The sequence below is a fragment of the Corynebacterium sp. MSK195 genome (assembly GCF_030228885.1).
Taxonomy (GTDB): Bacteria; Actinomycetota; Actinomycetes; order Mycobacteriales; family Mycobacteriaceae; genus Corynebacterium.
Map to the genome: position 1 here is coordinate 1 of NZ_JASPGT010000048.1, position 593 is coordinate 593.

At 55.5% G+C, this 593-nt stretch carries 1 protein-coding gene; it reads right to left on the reverse strand.

The features are described 5' to 3' along the window. Positions 1–152: 152 nt before the first annotated feature. Positions 153–554 (reverse strand): NADPH-dependent FMN reductase, encoded by a 402-nt coding sequence (locus QP909_RS11745; RefSeq protein WP_502868667.1) that lies wholly within the window; start codon positions 552–554, stop codon positions 153–155. Positions 555–593 lie beyond the last annotated feature (39 nt).

A 593-nucleotide genomic window follows, 5' to 3' on the forward strand; every position in this document is an offset into this window, starting at 1 on the left:
GACTCACAATGAACATCCTCTCCTACGGACACAAGATCCGTACAAATAGGGTGTCCACTAAACGAGGGTAACCTCACAGTCCAACTAATGGGGAGCAGTTCACTTTCCGAGCAGCGGGGGCTGGCTTTTTGTATGCGGCCAACGCGAACTGATTATGCAGTAACAGCATCTTCCAGCTCGGCCAGCAAGGAATTGGTGCGTTCTACCTTGGCATCTACAGGGCGGAATTCGCCGTCGGTCCAGTCAGTAAAGAAACCGAAGTCGAGCTGATTGCGCAGCTGCGGCATGGAGAAGTTGACCACGATGGTGCGCCATGCTTCCACGCCGCGGATTGCGCCCGCTGGACCGTAACCGGCGAATGCAACCGGCTTACCGGTCCACTCCCCGGCCAAGCAGTCGAAGGCATTCTTGAATGGGCCCGGCACGGAGCGGTTGTACTCCGGGGTAACAAAGACGAAACCATCGCAGGCATCCACTGCATCAGACCAAGCCTGCACCTTTTTATCCGCATACTGCTGGTCAAGTCCTGGGTAGTGGTGTATCTGTTTTCGAATCTGGGGTTAGTTTCATGGCGGTGGTTTAGGGGCCATCTC